20 protein-coding genes are annotated in these 17,081 nt (G+C 32.0%); 14 read left to right on the top strand and 6 right to left on the bottom strand.

Annotated features, from left to right (window positions below; translation table 11 throughout):
- The 3 genes from J8M14_RS22730 to J8M14_RS22720 are packed head-to-tail and all read right to left on the bottom strand — an operon-like array spanning nt 1 to nt 2,149.
- Nucleotides 1-876 carry a glucosaminidase domain-containing protein gene (locus J8M14_RS22730; protein WP_211077136.1) on the bottom strand — a complete coding sequence of 292 codons (876 nt, stop codon included), beginning with the start codon at nt 874-876 and terminating at the stop codon, nt 1-3.
- A 4-nt stretch (nt 877-880) separates the two neighbouring features.
- The gene (locus J8M14_RS22725; RefSeq protein WP_211077135.1) at nt 881-1,822 is read right to left on the bottom strand and encodes a pyridoxal-phosphate dependent enzyme; all 942 of its coding nucleotides are present in this window, start codon (nt 1,820-1,822) and stop codon (nt 881-883) included.
- Nucleotides 1,823-2,149 (bottom strand): hypothetical protein, encoded by a 327-nt coding sequence (locus J8M14_RS22720; protein WP_211077134.1) that lies wholly within the window; start codon nt 2,147-2,149, stop codon nt 1,823-1,825.
- 28 nt (nt 2,150-2,177) lie between these two features.
- On the opposite strand from J8M14_RS22720, the gene J8M14_RS22715 reads away from it, so the two are divergent.
- From J8M14_RS22715 to J8M14_RS22705, 3 genes are all read left to right on the top strand, one after another.
- Nucleotides 2,178-2,354 carry a DUF5522 domain-containing protein gene (locus tag J8M14_RS22715; RefSeq protein ID WP_211077160.1) on the top strand — a complete coding sequence of 59 codons (177 nt, stop codon included), beginning with the start codon at nt 2,178-2,180 and terminating at the stop codon, nt 2,352-2,354.
- Between the two features lie 78 nt (nt 2,355-2,432).
- The gene (locus tag J8M14_RS22710; RefSeq protein ID WP_211077133.1) at nt 2,433-2,969 is read left to right on the top strand and encodes a DUF4136 domain-containing protein; all 537 of its coding nucleotides are present in this window, start codon (nt 2,433-2,435) and stop codon (nt 2,967-2,969) included.
- Nucleotides 2,970-3,061: 92 nt separating this feature from the next.
- Complete coding sequence (locus J8M14_RS22705) at nt 3,062-3,679, top strand: DUF4230 domain-containing protein (RefSeq protein ID WP_211077132.1); 618 nt, start codon at nt 3,062-3,064, stop codon at nt 3,677-3,679.
- Between the two features lie 700 nt (nt 3,680-4,379).
- Here the strand turns inward: J8M14_RS22705 and J8M14_RS22700 are convergent.
- On the bottom strand, nt 4,380-5,000 hold the full coding sequence (locus J8M14_RS22700; RefSeq protein ID WP_211077131.1) for a YceI family protein: 621 nt from the start codon (nt 4,998-5,000) through the stop codon (nt 4,380-4,382).
- Between the two features lie 114 nt (nt 5,001-5,114).
- Here J8M14_RS22700 and J8M14_RS22695 point away from each other — a divergent pair, with 114 nt between their 5' ends.
- The 3 genes from J8M14_RS22695 to J8M14_RS22685 all read left to right on the top strand — a co-directional run bounded on the left by J8M14_RS22695 (nt 5,115) and on the right by J8M14_RS22685 (nt 8,329).
- Nucleotides 5,115-5,993 carry a winged helix-turn-helix domain-containing protein gene (locus J8M14_RS22695; RefSeq protein ID WP_211077130.1) on the top strand — a complete coding sequence of 293 codons (879 nt, stop codon included), beginning with the start codon at nt 5,115-5,117 and terminating at the stop codon, nt 5,991-5,993.
- 158 nt (nt 5,994-6,151) lie between these two features.
- The gene (locus J8M14_RS22690) at nt 6,152-8,083 is read left to right on the top strand and encodes a TonB-dependent receptor plug domain-containing protein (protein ID WP_211077129.1); all 1,932 of its coding nucleotides are present in this window, start codon (nt 6,152-6,154) and stop codon (nt 8,081-8,083) included.
- Between the two features lie 51 nt (nt 8,084-8,134).
- Nucleotides 8,135-8,329 (top strand): helix-turn-helix domain-containing protein, encoded by a 195-nt coding sequence (locus tag J8M14_RS22685; protein ID WP_211077159.1) that lies wholly within the window; start codon nt 8,135-8,137, stop codon nt 8,327-8,329.
- 607 nt (nt 8,330-8,936) lie between these two features.
- On the opposite strand, the gene J8M14_RS22680 is transcribed toward J8M14_RS22685, so the two are convergent.
- Nucleotides 8,937-9,446: a hypothetical protein gene (locus tag J8M14_RS22680; protein WP_211077128.1), complete on the bottom strand. Its 510-nt coding sequence runs from the start codon at nt 9,444-9,446 to the stop codon at nt 8,937-8,939.
- Nucleotides 9,447-9,687: 241 nt separating this feature from the next.
- Here J8M14_RS22680 and J8M14_RS22675 point away from each other — a divergent pair, with 241 nt between their 5' ends.
- A complete protein-coding gene (locus J8M14_RS22675; RefSeq protein WP_211077127.1) occupies nt 9,688-10,074 on the top strand; it encodes a transcriptional repressor in 387 nt (128 codons plus the stop codon).
- A gap of 75 nt (nt 10,075-10,149) precedes the next feature.
- Here the strand turns inward: J8M14_RS22675 and J8M14_RS22670 are convergent, their stop codons facing one another.
- Nucleotides 10,150-11,418, bottom strand: coding sequence for a S8 family serine peptidase (locus tag J8M14_RS22670; protein WP_211077126.1), 1,269 nt, complete (start codon nt 11,416-11,418; stop codon nt 10,150-10,152).
- A 422-nt stretch (nt 11,419-11,840) separates the two neighbouring features.
- On the opposite strand from J8M14_RS22670, the gene J8M14_RS22665 reads away from it, so the two are divergent.
- The 7 genes from J8M14_RS22665 to J8M14_RS22635 all read left to right on the top strand — a co-directional run bounded on the left by J8M14_RS22665 (nt 11,841) and on the right by J8M14_RS22635 (nt 17,015).
- Nucleotides 11,841-12,149 carry a hypothetical protein gene (locus J8M14_RS22665; protein ID WP_211077125.1) on the top strand — a complete coding sequence of 103 codons (309 nt, stop codon included), beginning with the start codon at nt 11,841-11,843 and terminating at the stop codon, nt 12,147-12,149.
- Between the two features lie 244 nt (nt 12,150-12,393).
- Complete coding sequence (locus tag J8M14_RS22660; RefSeq protein ID WP_211077124.1) at nt 12,394-12,735, top strand: hypothetical protein; 342 nt, start codon at nt 12,394-12,396, stop codon at nt 12,733-12,735.
- Nucleotides 12,732-13,268 (top strand): hypothetical protein, encoded by a 537-nt coding sequence (locus J8M14_RS22655; RefSeq protein WP_211077123.1) that lies wholly within the window; start codon nt 12,732-12,734, stop codon nt 13,266-13,268. The genes J8M14_RS22660 and J8M14_RS22655 overlap by 4 nt, the downstream gene beginning before the upstream one ends.
- 19 nt (nt 13,269-13,287) lie before the next feature.
- The gene (locus J8M14_RS22650; protein WP_211077122.1) at nt 13,288-15,498 is read left to right on the top strand and encodes a carbohydrate binding family 9 domain-containing protein; all 2,211 of its coding nucleotides are present in this window, start codon (nt 13,288-13,290) and stop codon (nt 15,496-15,498) included.
- A gap of 77 nt (nt 15,499-15,575) precedes the next feature.
- Nucleotides 15,576-15,881 (top strand): heavy-metal-associated domain-containing protein, encoded by a 306-nt coding sequence (locus J8M14_RS22645; RefSeq protein WP_211077121.1) that lies wholly within the window; start codon nt 15,576-15,578, stop codon nt 15,879-15,881.
- 17 nt (nt 15,882-15,898) lie between these two features.
- Nucleotides 15,899-16,417, top strand: a complete 519-nt coding sequence (locus J8M14_RS22640; protein WP_348772867.1) for a DUF6702 family protein — start codon at nt 15,899-15,901, stop codon at nt 16,415-16,417.
- Nucleotides 16,418-16,430: 13 nt separating this feature from the next.
- Entirely contained in the window at nt 16,431-17,015 is a 585-nt protein-coding gene (locus tag J8M14_RS22635) for a HupE/UreJ family protein (protein WP_211077119.1), read from the top strand.
- Nucleotides 17,016-17,081: the final 66 nt, after the last annotated feature.

Genomic DNA, 17,081 nt, shown 5'->3' with positions numbered 1-17,081 from the left:
TTAAAAATCGAATTCGTTATCATCACTTGTTACTTTAAGCACCTGACCAATACTAATATTGTTATTATTTAAGTCATTAAATGCCTTTAATTGTTCAACGGTGATTTTATATTTTTTAGAAATGGAATAAAGCGTATCCCCTTTTATGACAACATGTTCTCCTTCTTCAGTCTTAACTTTAACATCAGTATTGTCAGAATTGACAACTACTACTTCAGGTTCTTTCTTCTTATATCTACCTCCTAAAACTTCTTTATCAAATCTATCCAGATTATATCGTTCGATAATACTAATCAGTTTTACCGGGTACTTTTTATCGGTTGCATATCCGGCAGCTTTAAGTCCTTTTGCCCAACCCTTATAATCGCTTTTCTTCAATTCAAAAAGCCCTGCATAACGTTTTCTCTTTGCCAGAAAAAGTGAATGATCCCTAAAAGATTGATCTGCCAGTTTATATTTTCTAAAACATTCTTGTGAGCGATCATCATCATGATATACTCGATCACCTTCCCAGTCATGACACTTGATACCAAAGTGGTTTTTTGATCTCTGAGTTAAATTACCATATCCAGCTCCTGATTCCAGAATCCCTTGAGCCAAAGTTATACTTGCAGGTATGCCATAAAGTTTCATTTCATTTTTAGCAATCATCGCAAATTCATTAATATACTGCTGAACTTTGGCTTGATAAGACACCTTAGGAAGTGGTGTTTTTGTCACCACTTTCTTTCTTTCATTATTTTTCTTTTCTACTGTTTTTACAACTTCTTTCTGTGCAACTTGTTTTTTAGAACGGGTAGCAACTGATTTTTTAGTACCTCCACAAGAAAATAAGATAGTTGCAACACATATCAGTACAATAATTTTCTTCATCATAATATCAAATTGTAAGCAAAGGCAAATTATTTTTCATAAGCCTTGTGTTCATACCATAAACTCCTTGTAAACCTCCGGTATGAATGGCTAAAATACGAGTATTTTTTGTAAAAAAACCTTTTTGAATCATATCAAAAAGTCCAAAAATCATCTTTCCTGTATAAACGGGATCGAGTGGTATATGTTGCTCTTTTTTAAAGGTGTTTATAAACTCTATAAGTTCTCTATTTACTTTAGCATAACCTTCAAAATGGTAGTCCTTTATTAGTTCCCAGTTTGTTTTATCGGTGAATTTTTGGATTTCTACTGAAAGAAAATCTCCTTTCAGAGCAGGAAAACCAAGTACTGTTTGATGTTGAGATGTACTATTAATAATTCCAGAAATAGTTCCTCCTGTCCCCACAGCACAACAGATCACATCATAATCATGATCAGATACACTTATGATTTCTTCACACCCTTTTACAGCTAATTCATTAGTTCCTCCTTCAGGTAATAGATAAAAGCTGCCAAACTGTTCTTTTAATCTGCTTAAAAAATCTTCTGAATTTTTATCACGATATGTTGATCTTGTCACAAATTCCAATTGCATTCCTGAATCCGAAGCAAAACTCAGAGTGTCATTTTGTGACAAAGTTTTTTGTAAATCTACAGCTAGTTCTTCTCCCCTAATTACACCGATAGTTTCTAAACCAACTATTTTTCCCGCAGCTGCAGTAGCTGCAATGTGATTACTATAAGCACCACCAAAGGTTAGAATTTTAGTAAAACCACATTTTTTAGCTTCAGCTAAATTGTATTTAAGTTTTCTAAATTTATTACCAGAAACTTGTTTGTGAATTAGATCTTCTCGCTTAATCGTTAAAAAAACTTTAGCTTCATCTAAAATAGGATGTTTTACTTCTTGATTTTCTGAATGAATGACTTCCGAAGAAAAAATATTCATTTACAAATATTTAATAAAACTCCAGGGTTTACGAGTTTTGAGATATGATAAATCATCTTCCATTTCATAAGCTTCACGTTCAAAAGAGATATTACGATAAGCTTCTGGTGAATTTCGATATTGAAACAACCTCACGATATATTCAATGAGATAAATCAAATAAAACGGAACAACCAATAATTCTGCTTGTTGTCTAAGATGAATTCTTTCGTGATTGATAAAAGCCTCATCTTCTTTTAAACCATCATTTTTCACCACTATAAATGGCCAAAGCGCAATGCCCACAAAGTGGCGACCTATCAAATATTTGTTAACTACTATGCGCATATTAATGCAAGATACTATTTTTGTATTGATGAACAATCCTAAAAAAGTATTAACTCCAAAAGAAGGAGATTATTATTTAACCCCTGAAGGTTATCGTTGTTTTACAGAACAATATCACTTAAGACGTGGATATTGTTGTGAGAGCGGTTGCAGACATTGTCCTTACGGTTACGATAAAAAAACCAATAGCTACTCCAAAAAATAATCTACAGTATACTGGTATGATTCTTGTGGTTATTTACATACAGAAATCTATTGTCAAACACATAAAAAATAAAGGGTTATGAAATCTTTTTCACTATTATCATTAATCCTTATCATAACATTAAGTTCTTGTACTACGGTTCGCGTAGCATCTGATTATGATAAGCAAGCAAGTTTTGAAACTTATAAAAGTTTTGCTTTTTACAAACCTGGTATCGATAAAGCCGAAATTAGCGATTTGGATAAAAAACGAATCCTTAGAGCGATCGAAGCTGATATGCTCTCCAAAGGATTTATAAAATCCGAAAACCCAGATGTACTAGTCAGTATCTTTACCAAAACCAAAGAAAATGTAAACATCTATCAAAACAACTTTGGCTGGGGATGGGGTTATGGATGGGGTTGGAACCCATGGTTTTGGGGACCTAATTACAATACTGTTTCTCGAGTAACTGAAGGTACGTTATATATTGATTTGATAGATGCGTCCAAAAAGGAATTAATATGGCAAGGAATGGGAACAGCAGCATTAACCAAAAATGTTGATAAGAAGCAAGATAAAATGAATCAAATTGTGGGGGCAATACTAGAAAAATATCCTCCTCAAGCTAGATAAAATACATATCAACTTTAATATTACTTATAGCCTTTCTGATTTAGAAAGGCTATTTTTTATGTACATTTATACAGAATTGATGTACTTAACCTATGCGTAATTTTCTACTTGGTGCCCTAATTGCTGTATTATCTGTAATTGCTATTCGATATTTTATTGATCGACACCAAACACAAAAAATAGAATTAGAATCTTCTGACCTCATTCTTGATCAAATCAAAAATGTAGGCAAACTCGTAGTTACTGAAGGACATTTTTCTGAAGTCATCACTTATAAGGATGCTAAAAAATTCTATCTGGATATGCTTACTGCAGAAAAAAAAGCTATTGTAGTAGTTAATGCAGAAGTAACCGTGTCTTATGATCTCCGTAAAGTAAAACATAAGATAGACAATAAGTCTAAAAAATTAACAATAATAGAAATCCCCCAAGCGGAAATAAAAATCAATCCAGATATCAAGTATCACAACCTTGAAGAAGATTTTTTTAATCAATTTACTCCCGAAGATCATAACCTAATTCGAAAAAAAGTAGTTGAACAACTTAATAAAAAGGTAGAAAACTCAAGTCTAAGTGCGAATGCAAATAATAGGTTGATTAGTGAACTACAAAAAATTTATATTCTCACCAATTCTCTTGATTGGACTCTAGAATACAACAATACAGCAATTGATTCGCAAACTGGTTTAGAAGAAATAATCAAGTACTAAAACTTGCGTATTCTTCTTTTTATAGTTTCGATTACCTACTAAACATTTAAATTGTTTCTGAATGAAGCTATTTTCGACTTTTGATAAAAACACTTTATTGTAACGCTATTTTAGGATAGAACAAAATCTTGAAATGAAAACCACGCTTCCATAGCGTGGTTTTTTTGTTTTACAACACCACTACAACCAACCAATAAAAAACGTGTTACAACCTTTTAAAATATTTTAAAAACACTATTTATCTTTTTAAGATCTCACAGGCTTCAATATCTGTGAGGTCTTTGTATATTTTTATAAAAAAATTATAAGAATATAGCTTAAGACTGCATAAATCTTAACAAACTTTATGACCTCTATTGAAATTGGGGAATGAAATTTGTTGATATAAGAGTTAAGCAGGTTGAATAAAGAATCTGACCTAATTATTTTACAACACCCAAAATTGAACTAAAATGTTCTCATTTAGAAAAAATACCCCTAAACCCTTAATTCAGATTGATCATTTGTACAAAAAGATCATTTTTAAATTCTCTCGTTCCAATCGCATCGATTATTGTGAATCATTGATTCATAGGACACAAAATGATCTATTACATACTAAATGCCCTATTCAAAGAAAAAAGTTGAAAAACCTCCTAAAAGCCGCAAAATTTGAAATAAAAATGCTGAAAATTATTTAAACAAACTAACCCTATAAATTTTAACATCCATCAAGGCTTGCTACAATAAGCACATCAAAGTTAATAGTATCCGATATAATTTCATCTTTCATCCCAGCAAAAAAGTTTTTGGACTTATAGTTAATTCCCCATAAGGTTCTGTCAATTGCAAATTTTGATTTCATCACCATTTGATTATTGATGATTTCCATAGTTGATCTATAATTTATAATCTGCCTATTGCCTTTAATAGTCAGATGAGCTATCACATCAAAACTTTTAGCATTTATGTAGTGTACATTTATAATTTCCAATGTAGCAATTGGATATTTCTTAATGTCAAAAAAATCTTCATTTTTCAGATGCTCAACTAGCATTTCATTATATTTCCCATCTGTATTGATAATTGAATTCATATCAATTTCAAACTCTCCTCCTATAATAACATTTCCAGTAATAGCATTACTACTTCTTCTCAATGTCCCAAATTTAAATTTTACCGTTCCACTGTGTGTATTCATATTAAACAGATCAGAACCTTCCCAATGAATAACACTTCTATTATTATCTATAAAAAGCTTCTCATTGAAACCAAAATTTTGTTGCCCATACATTATTGGCGCAATGCATATTATTGCAACTATTAAAACTATTTTTTTCATCGATATATATTTTTTTATAAAACTAGAATAGATGGAGTGAAAGCCTTTGAAAAAAATGTAAAAGAAGTGTAAAAAGTTGTAAATTCTAATATTGTTAGCATTCAAATTATTATTTTGGCCAAGTTGAAAAAAATCTATTATTTACTCCCTGTATTGGGAATGCTCATCGTTGCTTTGGTCAGCTATATATATCAAGAAAATCGTACTGACCATTTTTCTGAATCCGTGAAAATAGCTCTACGAGATTCGGGTAATAAACTATTGCTATACAACAAGGACAGCACCTCATTAGTATCACCAGTGATACAATTAGAAAAAAACAAATATCAATTATCCTTTGAAACCCACCTTTCTATAAGTCCGGATACATTAGTAACTACGATTAGTAATAGTTTTGAGGCTACTACTTTACCCAATAATTATATCGTAGAGGTTATTGATTGTAGCAAACAAGAGGTCTCTTACAGTTATCAAATCATGGAATATCAGGAAAAAAACATTGTACCTTGCTTAGGGCGTAATTTACCTTTGAATTGCTACGCCATCAATGTTCTATTTACTAATAATAAATCATCGTTTTTAGCTTCTTATAAAAAACATGGATTACTGTTATTAGCTCTAATAAGCTTTATAGGTTTTATATATGTATATATCATAAAAAACAAAAATCAGAAACAGGATGATGATGTAACAATCAATTATACAAAATTAGGTCACTATAAATTTTATAAAGACCAACACAAGCTAGTTAGGGAAAATCAAGTAATTAAATTGACTACCAAAGAATGTGAATTGATAAAAATCTTTAGTCAAAACCAGAATCAAATAGTCAAAAGAGATCAACTCATCAAAGAAGTTTGGGAAGACAATGGTGTTTTTGTAGGTAGAAGTCTAGATGCTTTTATTTCCCGCATAAGAAAAAAGTTTAATAACGACCCTTCTATAAATATAGTAAACGTACACGGGGTTGGCTATAAACTTGAAATTTCTTGAAACATAAAATAGTTGTTAAAGTATCGTTTTAAAATAACATTCCATAAAACGATTTTGTCCACTTCTGTTTTGAGTACCGTTTCTGGTGCTGATAAAATTCTTGTTAAATTAAAATATCAATAGTAACATTATTTTTTTTTATTATTAAATTGTATGATATGAAAAAAATAATCTTCCTCATAGTTTTCTGTTGTTTTTCCTGTTTAAGCACTTTAAGTTCTCAAAAAAAAGTTGTTATTTTCTGGGATTCCTCTTGGTCTATGGAACAAAGAGATCTTGATCAGGAACTTGAATATTTAAATCAATATTATAGTGAAAGTTCAAATAACAAAACCACTTTAGTAATTTTCAATTATACCATATTAGATGAAATTATTTTTGACATTGAAGATGGAAATTGGACAAAACTGAAAGAGACGTTAAAAAATGTAACGTATGATGGTGCTACTTCTTTTAGCCCATTACTTGACTACTCTGGGTTCGATAATGCTTTTCTATTCACAGATAGTTTTCAAAATATAAATCGAGTAAAACCTACAAATATTGCAGAGATGTTTTATATTATAAACAGCAATAAAAGCAATGACCAAAGTGAATCAAAATTATTAGCAGATATCAATACTGGAAAATATATTGAACTAAATAAGAATAGTAAAAAAGACACTTCAAACTCGTTAAACAATAAAAATGATAATGTACCTCCAACAAATTATACCTTAAACCAGTTAGATAAAGTTGAAATAAAAGGAAAATCTAAATCAAACTTTAAAAACAAAGATGCGATAGGGTATGCGGTACAATCAATTGATGGTAATCAAATAGATCTATCTCATTCGACTCTTGCTTCAGCGATTCAAGGAAAGTTTTCCGGAATAACAGTCGAAAATAGCATATCTAAATTTTATGCAAGACCGAGATCCACTATTTCAGGCAATATCTATGGCTTAGTAGTATTGGATGGGGTACCTCAAGCACGTTCAAATTCTGTCACTGGCAGAGGTGCGTCTGTTCCTTGGATTCACCCGGCAGACATAGCAGACATTACTGTTTTAAAAGGGTTAGCAGCAACAAATCGTTATGGTTCTGAAGGAGTTAATGGTGTTATTCTTATAACCAGAAAATCTACTACTTTCAATACTAAAAAAACGCTAGAAAATGCTGCATTACTAACTAACAATGATTACGATGGTAAAGTAAAAATTAAGAAAGGCGTTAAATTAACTTCTTATTTAAAAGAACTTAAAAAAAATAACGGTGTAGCTGATGCCTATAAGAAGTACCTAAATCAAAGAAATACATATAAAGACGATCTCCAATACTTTGTTGATGTTTATAATTTCTTTAAAGATACTAATCCTGATTTGGCACACCAGGTTTTATCTAATATTCTAGAAAAAGACAAAATAGATTTATCTGAGCTTAAGAGTCTACTTTTTGTGCTCTCACAATCAAATAACAAAGCTATGTTCTATAACGTTTCTAAAAAACTGTTGGAGTTATATCCCAACCGAATAGAATCATATTATGACTTGGCTATTGCAAGTATAGAAGTAGGAGAACATCAAAAAGCATTATCTCTACTTAGTAAAGTCTATAATAAATTGATTGAGAAAAATCAGGATCTTACACCTTTTGCAAAAATAGTTAAAGATGAAATTAGAAACTTAGTCTATAAAAACAAATTAGATATCAATAAATTAGACAACAGTTTAAAGAAAAATGTTGTTTATGACGCTCGCTTAATATTTGATTGGTCTTATGAAAATACAGAATTTGAAATACAATTTGTAAACCCTCAAAATAAGTTTTTTAAGTGGAAACATATTAATACTGAAGAAAACGAAACTTTCAAAAACGAAATCGAACAAGGCTATAATAAAAATCAATTTGAAATAGAAGGTAATGGAAAAGGAAAATGGCTAGTCAATGTTAAATATATAGGTAACGGTTCCTTTAAGAAAAAGAACGGTGTATTCTTAAAATGTAGGGTGCAATATGATTTTGGAAAAGCTAATCAGAAAGAAGAAACGCATCTTATAAAACTTTCTAATAAGTGGCAAGAAGAACAATTTTTCACCATAAATATTTAAAATTATAGATTCTAAAAAAACTAACGATCACTATTATTATGCAACTTACCTATTATATTTAGTCAAAACCAGAATCAAATAGTTAAAAGAGATCAACTCATCAAAGAAGTTTGGGAAGACAATGGTGTTTTTGTAGGTAGAAGTCTAGATGCTTTTATTTCCCGCATAAGAAAAAAGTTTAATAACGACCGTTCTATAAATATAGTAAACGTACACGGGGTTGGCTATAAACTTGAAGTTTCTTGAAAAAAGTAATCCCCTTTTGTTGATAGTTATTCTTTTTTATTAGAGGTAAGACTATTTCAGAAGTAACTCCTAAGTATTCTTAAATCAGTACTAACCTATTAGTGACATACCTACTAAGCACCTTTAACATAGTAAATATGGTATTCTTAGTATTGTCCACACGAAGTATAAAACCAAGGCGAAGTTCTATCGATATTTATGAATCGAAACTCTCATTTCTTTAATTCTTAACTAATCTTAAATTCTTGATAGTTGTTCCTTGAATAAGCCTTAGTAAATACAAATTATCTATATCAATATAGTATAGCCATGTTATGATATACATTTAGACACATGCGATAAATCTTTTTCTGGTTTATAGTTTTTTTTTAATTTTAAATAAAAACCTAATGCTTTGGGATAATATACTTCTCTACGAATGATCATTCCCATATCATATAAGCTTTTGCTACTTGTTTTTTATTGATTTCTTGAGAATTTGATGTAAAATAAGCACTTATCCTCTTTCATCACCATGGAGAGATTAACCAATATTGATCCTAAAAAAAATCAGTGAACAACAAGTACTTGTTGTTCACTGATTTTGAATAACTAAATCTTTTGCTATTTACTTTTGATCTCCCCCTTCTTCTGCTGCTTTTTCTTTGTCCTCCTTCATCATTTTTTGATCTTCTTCTGTGATTTTTTTATGCTCAGCTGCTATACTTTGATGTTCTTTCTCCATATTTTCATGTTCAGCTTTCATAGACTCGTGTTCTGCTGTCATTTGCTCTAATGTCATCTCGCCAGAAGCATGTTTTGCTTCTAACTCCGCATGTTTTTCTATTAATGCTTTGTGGGCTGTAATCAATTCACCGTGTTTAGCTAATAAAGCTGTATGACTCTTTTCAGTGACTAAGTGAATAGAATCGTTTTCAATAGCTTTATGAGCATTTACCATTTGTTGATGATCATCTTTCATTGTGTTATGCTCTTTAGCCATAGCTTCGTGCGAAGTTTCCATTTCCTGATGCTTTTCTACCATGGCTTTATGCTCTGGAGCTTCAGCTGGATTTTGTTTACAAGAAACAAAGAAAAGAACTGTTGCAATTACTGTTAATTTACTAAGTGTTTTCATGATTTTGGTTAATTGGTTTACGATTTAATTATATATAAAACTATTATTTGTACAAATTATTTTCTAATATGTTTTAGAATTCTTGTAAAACTAATAATTATAACACCAACAATTAAGTGATAAGATGCTTTTCTAAAATTGTTTTCTACGGAAGTAATAACTTGAATTTGTACTAAAAAAACCGCTAACGATCAAAAAATTACTACTTTCGATAAAGAAAAGACACTCGATTCTTGTATTCATGGAAACTAAAAAAACACGAAATACCGAAAAGCAAAATCTTGTAAAGGAAATCTTATCCAAAGCTGAGCACACCTTATCAGCAGAAGATATTATGGATGCCATGCCTATAAAAGTAAACAAAACTACTATTTATAGAATACTGGATCGATTTGCTGAAAAAGGAGATGTTCACTTTATTACAGGAAAAAATGGTAAAGCGTATTATGCGCTTTGTGATGGCTGTGGAGTGTCACATAAGATCCATAATCATATACATTTTGAGTGCCAAGCGTGTAATGAAGTGACATGTCTACCAAATACGTTGCATATTCCAAATCTAGAAGGATTCACCATTCAGGAAACCCAGTTTTTGGTTATAGGCATTTGTAATAAATGCAAAAAATAAGAGAAACCACCCGCTCTCCAGCTGGTGGTTTCGTAACTACACGTTCCCAACGTAAGTAAAAAAATGATCTATCTTTTATCTTACAGCAATGGGATAATTTTCGCCACGACTTCGTACTGTTCCCGAAGTTCTGGGGCCATTATTTCTGGCGTGCATAATACCTGCTACGTGAGGAGAAGCCATAGAAGTTCCACTTAAAGTTGCATAGCCTCCGTTTAAATATGTACTTCTTACACCACTGCCAGTTGCAATGACATCTACCGGATTCATATTATAATTTGAGAAAGACGAAAAACTTCTATTACACGTCATGGAAGCCACTGTATAAATGTTATTTCCATTCACACAAGCAGGTTGGTAATTTGCTGAATTGGCACTACTGTTCCCTGCCGCAATTGCGATACGCGTTCCACCATTTGCTAAGTTGGATAATGCCGTACGATAAGAAGAGTTGTTGGAGCAACCTGATCCAAAGAATCCTCCTAAGCTCAAATTGGCTACATCACCAGCAATATCATTCGCACCTACGTGATTGATCCCAGCTAGAATAGTAGAGGTACTAGTATTACCGCTACATCCAAAAACTCTCACCGGTACAACACTAGCTCCGGCAGAAACACCTACAACACCAATGCTATTGTTCTTAGCAGCTGCAGTTCCTGCAACATGAGTTCCATGCCCATTACAGTCATTAGGAGATCCTCCTACAAAAGATCTTGCATAGTTTGAATTGGTAACAACGTTAAGATCCGGATGATCTAAATCGATGCCTGTGTCAATCACCCAAATCCATTGATCCCTACTTGCTCCATTGGCAGCTCCACCAGCTCGCGAAATACCACAAGGTGTTTGCTGAGCCATTTTTTGTGAATTATTATCAGGAATAATTTCTTCAATTTCGAATTTTGGTAGCTCTACTACCCTATCATATTCGATAGACACAACACTAGGATCTTTTGACAACTTTTGAAGTTCGTTATCACCTAACTTTAGCGTCATACCAGAGATAGCAGTAGTATAATAGTTTAAAACCTTGGATTGATCTACATCATAATCCAATAAAACTCTATTCATTTTTTGGATAGAAACTTCAGAAAGCTCTCTAACTGATTTTGCTTTTGCTTCTCTACTGGTAAATGAAGATTTGGAAAGAACTTTTGACGTTGGTTTGATTTTGGTATCCTTAAAAACCACAATATACTGTCCGGGAATAATTTTCCCTTCTGTACTTGTTGGTTCCACAATCGATTCTACCATTCCATCAGAAATACTTTCGTTTTGACATGAAGTGAAGATAAACCCGGAAAGCATTACGCCCAAGGCTAGTTTACTAAAATTTTTCATTTTGAGTTAAATTTGTGTTAGTTCTCAAAAGTATAAATTCAATTGGAAAACAAATGCGGCAAGACCACACGATAAATAGCTGAATAACAAAAATTAAGAAGGAAGCAAGTCAATTAAAAAATAACTAATTGCAACTTTGTTGCTTTAGTAAAAACAATAAACTGCATAGTATTTAATAGGAAAAATCCTTCGCCATAAATTTGTAAGAAAACACCTTATTAGGTATATGTAAAAATTAACAAACTTTAACTTTATTTAGTTTAAGATTAACAAAAGTTATTGTTTCAATAATTAAATAATGTTTAACAATAATTAAATCTATCTTAAACAAATAGATAACCTTCTCTTAAATTTTTACAAAAAAGAATTCCTTATCACCATATTTAAGATTGAAGTATCACATTAATCCCTATATTTAGCAAATGAGATTAAACGTTTCGAAAAATATAATTTCTCTTTTTTTCGTTTCAGCATTTCTATTCCTTAGAGTTGTTAATACACACGCTTTTTCTCATTTTTCCGATGATGATCATCAAACAGATTGTGAATTATGCGAAATCATTATCACATCCAACCACTTTACACCTTTTACTGGTGATACTTTAGACGAAATAAAACAAAAATCTGCTACGGATTACCAAGAATATGCAGTTAATTTTGGTTACGAAACACCTGAATATTGCGTAACACTTCCTAAAAGTGTATATAATAAACCTCCGCCAGTACTTTAATATTGAGTTTATTACTTCTTTTTTTACTTGATCAGTCAAAATAAAATGTCAATTCTTGTATCTGATTCTTATAGTAAGTTATAAGAAAATATAATAACTCAGTCTTTTCCAATTAGAAAATTTTTTTTTTTCAAATTTTTCTAATCTTTCAAATTTTAATCATTGCTAAAAAGGTATTCTATCATTTGTTAGATAACCCCTTTATAATATACATACTAGTAAATAAACTAATCTAAAATTTACCATGATCACTTTAAAAGAAATTGAAAATATCCAAAAAGTTTGGAGGCAAGGAGTTGTTCAAATAGGCACCCTAAAATCAGATAGATCATCATATGTGAATTATGATTTTTCAGAAGATAAGGGGTTTGCTCTTCATCCTTGGACGAAAGTTAGTTTTGAGAATGCTTCTTTGATATTGGAAGAAAATCCCGCATTAGCCATAGAAAATTATTTTTTTACTGATACAAATGGGCAGGATACTAAGGTTGAATATACCTTTGGATATTGTAAAGACTCAAGCGGAAAACTGAAAATAGATGTACATCATTCATCTTTGACATTTAATATAAAAGAAAGTGTATGAGTTTTAACAAAATAGAATCCGGTAACTGTCTGTTTATGATTTGCCCTACCGACCATATAGAAAATATTTTGAGTCAAACTTGTAGTACGAAGGCGTATTTCTATACGGCCCTTGGGGCTAGTTTTAAGTGGGATACAGGTACTCAACAAAGTCTTATTACCTTAATTGAGAATCAAAAAATTACGCAAGTTGTTTTCGTAACGAAATACACTAATCTTTTCTATGAGGAAGCACTTGATCCGAATAGTGAACCTTTTTATGAGGTTAATGAAACCTTGCTGAAATTAGATAAAACGTTACCGAACTACTTTTTAAAACAAAGCCATCCAATTTTAAGGATCATGCTTTTGGCATCTCGGCATTTACAAAAACAACAGAAGCATATTCTAGAAACTTCTATACTTGGAAAAGTCCTAAAACAGAACAAAGTCATTACCCAAAGCTTTGTATACCACGCAGACAACGAAGTTTTTTACCCTCCAAAAATGATCGAAAACAAGGTGTTGTTATATGGAGATGTATCACTGAACTAATTATACAAAAGTAAGATTTATGTTGCGAATTACAGTTCTATTTTGTTTGATATATGGCCTTAACAGCTGGTCCCAAGAACAAGGAGCAGATAATTTTCCTCCTCCCGAAATACCCGTAGCAATTAAAGCAACCAGAACTACCGGAAAAATAGCTATTGATGGTAAATTGAATGAACCTGAATGGCAAAATACGGAAGTGGTTACCAATTTTTTTAGGGTAGAACCGGTTCAGGGAGGTGAAATCAAAAACCCTACCACAGTTCGTGTACTATATGATGATAAAAACCTCTATTTTGGGGTATTTGCAAAGGACTCGTTAGGCAAGAAAGGTGTTCGTATGCAGGATCTAAGGCGTGACTTTAATAGTGGAGAAAACGATGTATTTGGTATCCAAATTGATGCTCAAAACACCAAACAATATGCGGCCTCTTTTCAAACCACACCTTATGGAAACCAATTAGACCTTCAAAGCTTTAATGACAGCAACACGGATAGGGATTGGAATGCGCTTTGGAGCGTACGGACACAGCGCACAGATGAAGGGTATTATGCTGAATTTGCTATTCCCTTCAAATCTATACGTTATGATAAACCCATCGAAGGAGTTCCGGTCGAGTGGGGTATTACATTTTATAGATTAGCACGAAAGGATTTTGAAAAAACAGTTTTTCCTGAAATTCCGCAATCTTTTTCACAAAACAGAATGGTTTATGCAGCCAAACTTACCGGTTTAGAAGTTCCTCCTCCATCGGCTAATATTCGCATTGAACCTTATGCTTTATACCAATATGATGAGAACAAAGTCGGTAATACCATTACGGATAAACTAAGTGAGCCTAAAATTGGAGGCGATGTAAAATGGGCAATCAACCCAAACGCTGTATTAGATCTTACTATTAATACAGATTTTGCACAGGCAGATGTTGATAGAGCTGTAAACAACCTGGAACGTTTCAACATTTTCTTTCCCGAAAGAAGACAATTCTTTCTGGAAAATTCTGGTATCTGGGCAGGTGGAGGTAACTCTCAGGTACGACCATTTTTCAGTAGAACTATCGGTTTGGAAAACACGTTTAATGCTGCTCCTGCTCCTCTGGATGTGGGAGCTCGTTACACAGATAGAAATGAAAACCGAACCATAGCTGCCTTGGCTGTGCGTCAAAGAGATACTGACAATAGCCCAGCTAGCACCTTTGGTGTAGCACGATATACGCAAAACTATGGTAAAGAAAATAATGTAGGAGCCATGGTTACCTATAGACTAGATGATTCTTCAGAAGATTTAGGAGTTTCTTCACAAAATAATACTACGATTTCCATTGATGGGTTTATTCGCCCTAAACCCGAAATTACACTTTCCTATTTACTATCAACTTCGTTAGATAGTGAAACTGGTGACACAGGTTATGCCGGAAGAGTATTTGCCGGTGCACGAACTAACAAATATTATCTTGGATACCTTAATACTTTTATAACCAACTCATATGCACCTGATATGGGGTTCGTATTTCAAAAAGATGTGATGTATCACAGCCCTGGAGGATATGCTATTGTACGGCCCAAATGGTTACCCTTTGTGAGGAGATGGGATCCCGGAGCATTTTTCAACTATTATCATGATTTTGAAGATTTTGGTAACTTTCAACAAGCAAGTCTTTACATATTTCCTATTTACACTTGGTTTAAGGATAATAGTTTTGTAGAAGTTTCCTTCACTCCTACTTGGCAAAATATCAATTTCAACTTTGCTCCTTTAGGTCTTGAAATTGAAGAAGGAGATTACCGATATACCAGATTTTTATTGAGATACAATAGCGACCGATCCAAAAAACTATCGGGATCCATTCGATACGATTTCGGCAACTTTTATAATGGTACACGCACCACAGTTATTGCCGGATTACGTTATGCACCGCTGCCACATATCGCATTATCTGCAGATTACGAGCATAACAATATCAACAGAGTAGGAATTTTACAAGAAGATTTAGACACTGATTTATATACTGCAAGCCTTAGGCTAGCTCTAAATCCCAGAGTACAACTATCGACCTTTTATCAATATAATAGTTTTGATGAACAAGGTAGATGGAATGTGCGTTTTAGCTGGGAATATATGCCTTTATCATTTATCTATCTGGTATTTAATGATACGCAAACGGACGTTTTTGATCCTGTACAACGAAGTACACAATTTATTAGTAAAATCACCTTTTTAAAACAGTTTTAACCATGTTTAATCAATTCATAATTTACACTTTTCTTCATGAATTGTTGTCCCTAGAAAAAAATAAAACATAAGTAAGCATGAAAAATGTAATCAGAATAATCATATTATTAATCCTTTTCTCTTGCAATCATATAAAAAAAGAAAAAAGAGTTTTAATACAAAAGAAAGGTGATGCTGTAATGGTTGTCAACATCCCAAAAGCAGCCTGTAAAAAATGCCAAAGAATAATAGAAGAAGGGCTTCAAAATGAAAGTGGAGTCCAGCAGTCTATTTTAGATCTACATACAAAAAGACTATCTGTTGTATATACTCCTGAAGAAACATCGTCAGAAATACTTGGAACTACTATAGAAAAATTGGCCAAACAAATACCCTGTAAATAATTAAAAACACTTTGAATATGAGATTCTATAAGATACTACCACTGCTGTGTATACTATTTTTTTCAACATCATTTAGTAGCTCACATCCAATTAAATTAACATCATCATTAATTGAAATTAATCCTAGGACAAATATCCTAAGTATGGAGTGTAGAGTCTTTATGGATGATTTTACATTTAGTATGAATGACACATTCACTAAAAATTTTAATGCATCAAACTTATCCAAAGAAGATCTAGAAGGGATTGAAGATTATTTTGAAAGATATTATAAAATATTCATTAATGATAAAATATACACCCTCACCTATATATCGTCAGAAGTTTTTGAAAAACACAATGTCCTATCTATTAAATTCTCCAATAAGATTCCGGTTATAGCAGAAGGAGATCAAATTTGCATCGAAAACACACTTTTTTTTGAAGATTTTGATTTCTTACAATCAAATAGAATCACAGTCCGAATACCGCCTTTTATTTCTGAAGATTATTATGAAATCACATCACTAGACAAACCTATAACACTTAATTTATAATACCTTATACCCAATGGACAATTTAAGTTCCTTTTTCATCAATGGATGGAATCATATAGTAGATATAAACGCGTATGATCATTTACTATTTGTAATGACATTATGTGCAGCTTTTAAACTAGAGCAATGGAAACAAATATTAGTCATTATTACAGCATTTACTATAGGACATAGTGGAACTCTTATTCTAAGCGCTTTGGATATAATTCCTGCCAACTCCAAACTTATAGATATGCTTATCCCATTTACCATTATGATAACAGCATTGGCCAACATTATCAATTATAATAAACACGGTAAATTTTCGGATACTAAAGTAAAATATAGCATCGCGTTAGTTTTTGGATTAATTCACGGATTAGCGTTTGCCAGCAATTTTAAATTTATGCTATTTAGCGATAGTATTGTTATGCCCTTATTAGCATTTAATATTGGTATTGAGGTTGGGCAATTATTTATTGTATTACTTTTTATGATATCGCTATGGGTATATACCCAATTAATTAAAGGAGGACATTTAAAATGGAACCTGTTTATTTCAGGAGCAGGTTTTGGAATTGCAGCTACTATTTTCTTAAATGCTATTAATGGAGCATAATAAAAAGCTTGGTTAGTAATGAAAATAAATTATTTGATGAATACTATTTTAAAAAAGGTTTTAAAT

The sequence above is a fragment of the Aquimarina sp. MMG016 genome (assembly GCF_018100805.1).
Taxonomy (GTDB): Bacteria; Bacteroidota; Bacteroidia; order Flavobacteriales; family Flavobacteriaceae; genus Aquimarina.
Note: the sequence above shows the minus strand (reverse complement) of the source record. Positions and strands in the feature narration are given on the sequence as shown.

What these genes read in the sequence shown, in the direction of transcription:
- J8M14_RS22635 (WP_211077119.1), top strand. Translation starts at nt 16,431, where the DNA reads ATGGACAATTTAAGTTCCTTTTTCATCAATGGATGGAATCATATAGTA.
- J8M14_RS22690 (WP_211077129.1), top strand. Translation starts at nt 6,152, where the DNA reads ATGAAAAAAATAATCTTCCTCATAGTTTTCTGTTGTTTTTCCTGTTTA.
- J8M14_RS22655 (WP_211077123.1), top strand. Translation starts at nt 12,732, where the DNA reads ATGAGTTTTAACAAAATAGAATCCGGTAACTGTCTGTTTATGATTTGC.
- J8M14_RS22725 (WP_211077135.1), bottom strand. Translation starts at nt 1,822, where the DNA reads ATGAATATTTTTTCTTCGGAAGTCATTCATTCAGAAAATCAAGAAGTA.
- J8M14_RS22700 (WP_211077131.1), bottom strand. Translation starts at nt 5,000, where the DNA reads ATGAAAAAAATAGTTTTAATAGTTGCAATAATATGCATTGCGCCAATA.
- J8M14_RS22715 (WP_211077160.1), top strand. Translation starts at nt 2,178, where the DNA reads ATGAACAATCCTAAAAAAGTATTAACTCCAAAAGAAGGAGATTATTAT.
- J8M14_RS22705 (WP_211077132.1), top strand. Translation starts at nt 3,062, where the DNA reads ATGCGTAATTTTCTACTTGGTGCCCTAATTGCTGTATTATCTGTAATT.
- J8M14_RS22640 (WP_348772867.1), top strand. Translation starts at nt 15,899, where the DNA reads ATGAGATTCTATAAGATACTACCACTGCTGTGTATACTATTTTTTTCA.
- J8M14_RS22720 (WP_211077134.1), bottom strand. Translation starts at nt 2,149, where the DNA reads ATGCGCATAGTAGTTAACAAATATTTGATAGGTCGCCACTTTGTGGGC.
- J8M14_RS22730 (WP_211077136.1), bottom strand. Translation starts at nt 876, where the DNA reads ATGATGAAGAAAATTATTGTACTGATATGTGTTGCAACTATCTTATTT.
- J8M14_RS22710 (WP_211077133.1), top strand. Translation starts at nt 2,433, where the DNA reads ATGAAATCTTTTTCACTATTATCATTAATCCTTATCATAACATTAAGT.
- J8M14_RS22645 (WP_211077121.1), top strand. Translation starts at nt 15,576, where the DNA reads ATGAAAAATGTAATCAGAATAATCATATTATTAATCCTTTTCTCTTGC.
- J8M14_RS22680 (WP_211077128.1), bottom strand. Translation starts at nt 9,446, where the DNA reads ATGAAAACACTTAGTAAATTAACAGTAATTGCAACAGTTCTTTTCTTT.
- J8M14_RS22665 (WP_211077125.1), top strand. Translation starts at nt 11,841, where the DNA reads ATGAGATTAAACGTTTCGAAAAATATAATTTCTCTTTTTTTCGTTTCA.
- J8M14_RS22670 (WP_211077126.1), bottom strand. Translation starts at nt 11,418, where the DNA reads ATGAAAAATTTTAGTAAACTAGCCTTGGGCGTAATGCTTTCCGGGTTT.
- J8M14_RS22650 (WP_211077122.1), top strand. Translation starts at nt 13,288, where the DNA reads ATGTTGCGAATTACAGTTCTATTTTGTTTGATATATGGCCTTAACAGC.
- J8M14_RS22660 (WP_211077124.1), top strand. Translation starts at nt 12,394, where the DNA reads ATGATCACTTTAAAAGAAATTGAAAATATCCAAAAAGTTTGGAGGCAA.
- J8M14_RS22675 (WP_211077127.1), top strand. Translation starts at nt 9,688, where the DNA reads ATGGAAACTAAAAAAACACGAAATACCGAAAAGCAAAATCTTGTAAAG.